This window comes from Streptomyces sp. NPDC006283, assembly GCF_040613325.1.
In the GTDB taxonomy this organism is placed as follows: domain Bacteria; phylum Actinomycetota; class Actinomycetes; order Streptomycetales; family Streptomycetaceae; genus Streptomyces.
The window spans coordinates 1-3,929 of the sequence record NZ_JBEXRZ010000356.1; the positions used below are offsets into that span (position 1 = coordinate 1).

Here is a 3,929-nt window from a genome sequence, read left to right on the forward strand (position 1 = left end):
CGAGCGAACCGAGCCCGCGGCCCACGGTGTGCGTCGCCCGCGGGTCCGGCTTCTCGCCTGGCCACCAACTTGGGGGTGCCGCCGAAGTCGGTCCGGATCAGCGTGCGACGCCTGTGCTGGCACTTCTTCGGCAGCTGGGCCAGGGCGAGTTGGGTGGTTGTGATGTGATCGACGGCGCTGTTGCTGCCCGTGCTTGCTGGCCACAGCAGGCCCGCCGGCTCCCCGCTGCGGCCTCGGCCGTGGTCGACGTAGGCCATCAGCGGGTGGTGTCCGAATGTCTTCTTCGGTCTGCCTGCTCGCGCCGAGATGGTCGATGAGCTCGGCGAGAGCACGGATCCGGGCGCCGGCAGCGATAGTGCAGCCGCGCCGCATGGCAAGCAGCGGCCGTACTGCACCAGTTGTGCGCGTGATGGTGGAACGGCCGACACCTGACCAGCAGGCCAGAACGCCATGGGCGGCTCTGTGGCGAATGTAGACGAAGGTGGCCAGCAGTCGATCGACGAAGACCAGTTTGTGCATCCGCCCCGGCGCCCACTGCCCGGCGCTGCGGCCACGACGCGAGCGCAGCCTGATGGCGTTCTGCCACAACGGGCCGACCCAGCAATAAGTTCAGCAATCACCTCGGGCGTCAGCCCCATGATCTGCCGACTCCGGATGATCAGTGCACGTACCCGGTTCCCCACCACACGGACCATGATCAACCATCAAGAGTCCGATACACAATCACCACCATGCACGAGTCGCTACTCAAGCGGCATCGGGTGATTGCCCCGCTGATCGAAGCCTTCTAAATCGCAAGCGACTCTCAATAAGAAATAACTCGCAGGTTGCGAAACATTGGAATCGTCGCCTCATCTTCGATTGAACCATTGTGAATTCCGAAGTACAAGCCACGAGTGAAAGTGTCCGTTATCACCTTCACCTCGCCGGTACCACGCTGAAGGATCACCTTGGAAGGGTCCACGGCCACCTCGAGAGGGATCCACGCACCTGCTTTTATCGGGCTTGTCCGCAAATTGCCAATCTGCACTCCAGGTATCGCTCCGGCGTCCACTGTGTACAGTTGAATTTCACCAGAATTCGGGCGAACCGCCAGCCGGTAACACGATTCAGGATTGGACGCTCCAAACTGATGCTTACTGTCGCTCGCTTGGCCAAAGAATATGCCAGCATGCAATTTCCCTTCTGGTAAAGAAGGGAACATCATGTCAAATGCAATCTTGTACCCGATGGCGCCGGAGGTGATGGGGCACATGGATCCCATTAGGATTCCGTGACCTTTCACAGCGGCACAGTAAGCCGCCGCCTCTTCTTCGTTGAACTTCAATGCATACTTCTCGTATTCTATGCTGGCACTCAGGTCGCCTGGAGATAGGATGCCCCTATCGAAGGCACTGGAGGTCTGCAGCGCCTTTCGGCGGGGGACATAGAGTGGTTCGCTGCACATGATCCCCTTCACGTAATGACCCTTATGGTTGAGCTTCATTACTCGATCGCGTTCCGCCTTGCGGACGATAGGCCATGCGATGACCGGTTTGGCCCCAGAGCGAGAGAGTACCATTTGGAATTGGCGATCAGAGGAAGTGATCGGAACTCCCCAAGAATCGATATCCGCATCAAATCGGTCCAATTGACCTCTCGATGTGGTGTCGTCAATATATGCCCATGTCTTGAATCCGTATTTCTTCGCCGATGTGAAACTGGGGCTCGTGTAGTAGTTTTTCCAAACAATTGATCGATTAGCATTTGGGTAGGAGTTAATCAATTCGATCAACGGGGCCACGGCCCTCTCCGATTTTGCTTCAAGAAATACTACCACCCGCCCTAGGTAGCGATCCAAAATTTCACGTACGGTAGGGATTTGCTGGTCCGGCCATCCTGGTCCAAGTAGTGGACTGCTCACAATTTTAACTTTCTCCCGAAGATCTCTCCATTTCCAAGAAGAGTGCGACCCCTTCCATTTCCCATTTGTCATCCTGTCTAGAGTCGGATCGTGCATCGCGAATAGCGTGCCGTCAAGGGAAATGTGACAGCTTACCTCGATGGCTTTAAGGCCTGCATTAACCGCCGAATCGTATGCGGCGATTGTATGTTCCGGCTTCGATCCGCCACCGCCACGATGAGCAACGTAGAATCCATCTTCACTGAAAAGCTGCTCAATCGAATCGGAGAAGCCATCATTGGAGTGGGTGAAATCTCGGACTGCGTAGCCTGCGGCGACGGCCCCAAATAGCCCTAATATTGTTCGGCGCGGTATGCGATTCATCGTACCCATCTCCTGATCCTGCATTGTTTGCTACGAGCTTCTTGATGTTGATCCGGACGATGCGGACCTTCGCCAGGATCTCTTCGGCGGTCGCGGTCCAAGTGTATGGTTTAGCCTCGGAGTTCCAGTACTACAGCCGGTCATTCCTTGCGCCGGTGACGAGCGAGCTCAACACGGCGGCATGCACGAACTTACGAATCAGCAAATTTCCCGCAACCGGAGCTGACCGTGGGCCGCGACAGCAGGGCCACCCTCGGCTCCAGTGCGGCCTGCGGGGCCACAAGCAACCCCCTGGGTTAGGCGCGGGCGCGACAGGTACACCCCCGGTACGGCCGGGACCACCCCGTTGACCACAGACGCGCACCGGCTGCGGGCCCCCATGGGGTTCTGCACCCTCATGCCGCCACACCGGTACGCCGTACGGCCCTCAGCACGGCCATGAACTTCCCCCTCCGAGTCCAGAGCCCGCTCCAGTGCCCTCCGCCAGAACACAACATCGGGTCTCTGGTGCAGCAAGGCCCTGCGTTCACGCGGCCATGCCGCCCCACACACTGAACCCCATCCGGTTGTCGAGGGTTTCGGCCAGGCACACCCCTCGTACCGGGACACCCGGCACACACACTCGTGGCCCGGCTCTGTTGCGCACCCCACCGAAAAATTCGTCTGGTCGACAGGCCGGCACGCGACCTTCAGATTCCCCCAGCAGCCCCACGCACTGGTCATGTTTCCTGCCCCCGCCCCAATCAAGGTCCGAATAAGTGAGCCTATGCAAGGTGATGTCAGGATTGTAAGGACCAGCGAAACCGAGCGGCGGCCCAGGTCTTCCTCGGACGCCCGCCGTACACCCGTGGACGTAGGCTGGGCACAGTGGCAGCCCACGCACGCCACAGCTCGGGACTGTAATTTCGTTCGGGTCTGGCCCGTAGTCGGTGGTGACACGGAGTAGCTGCCGTTGATCATGATCTGTGATGGATATCTTCCTTAGAGGTCGTTTTCTCCCGAGGTTTTATCCCAGAATCCGCTGTTTGGTCTGTGTGCGGGTTGCGCCAAGAGATGGTGTTCTCGCCGGTGAGGCGGCGGGCATGAGGCCGGTCATGGCGAGGTGGAGCATGGCCTCGGAACGGGCGGGCAGGGTTTCGTAGTCGCGGGCGAGGCGGCGGTGGAACATGAGCCAGCCGTAAGAGGTCCTAACAGAAGCCGTTGATGGTGTGACTGTCGGCTTGGATGCTCGTTGGTCTGCCCGTGGGGAAGAGAAGCTCGCGGCCGTGGATCGTCTCGGACGAACTGTGACTGTTGATCGAGCCGTTACTGCCGGAGCCAGCACCGAAGCTGGTCGCGGGACGGCCCCGGGTGCCAGACCGGCAGGCTCTGAGCGGGATCCTGTTCGTCCTGCACACGGGCATCCAGTGGGAGTACCTGCCCCATGAGCTCGGCTTCGGCTCGGGCATGACGTGCTGGCGACGCCTGGCCGCGTGGAACGAAGCCAGCGTGTGGGACCGGCTCCATGTCGTCCAACGCCTTTGTAGGACCCCTAACGACCTCGTGCGTGATTGGCATGGGGCCGTGTCGGGGTAGCGGCTGGTGTTGTGATCACGTCTGTGCGGCGGGCAGTGCGAGTGTTTTGTTGTGTTGGGTTGCTCGCTGGTCGGATTGGAGTCCGGCG

Annotated in this window: 1 protein-coding gene and 5 pseudogenes; 1 reads left to right on the forward strand and 5 read right to left on the reverse strand. The window is 59.7% G+C overall.

What is annotated here, in order from left to right:
* The 5 genes and pseudogenes from ABZ070_RS35745 to ABZ070_RS35765 all read right to left on the reverse strand — a co-directional run.
* Positions 1-284 (reverse strand): annotated as a pseudogene (locus ABZ070_RS35745) (hypothetical protein); the annotation flags it as partial.
* Between the two features lie 142 nt (positions 285-426).
* A pseudogene (locus ABZ070_RS35750) lies at positions 427-519 on the reverse strand (hypothetical protein); the annotation flags it as partial.
* 286 nt (positions 520-805) lie between these two features.
* Positions 806-2,266 (reverse strand): glycerophosphodiester phosphodiesterase family protein, encoded by a 1,461-nt coding sequence (locus tag ABZ070_RS35755; RefSeq protein ID WP_356640198.1) that lies wholly within the window; start codon positions 2,264-2,266, stop codon positions 806-808.
* A gap of 462 nt (positions 2,267-2,728) precedes the next feature.
* Positions 2,729-2,972: pseudogene (locus tag ABZ070_RS35760) on the reverse strand (WhiB family transcriptional regulator); the annotation flags it as partial.
* Between the two features lie 250 nt (positions 2,973-3,222).
* Positions 3,223-3,449 (reverse strand): annotated as a pseudogene (locus tag ABZ070_RS35765) (IS5/IS1182 family transposase); the annotation flags it as partial.
* A 107-nt stretch (positions 3,450-3,556) separates the two neighbouring features.
* Between ABZ070_RS35765 and ABZ070_RS35770 the strand changes: the two are divergent.
* Positions 3,557-3,929 (forward strand): annotated as a pseudogene (locus ABZ070_RS35770) (transposase); the annotation flags it as partial.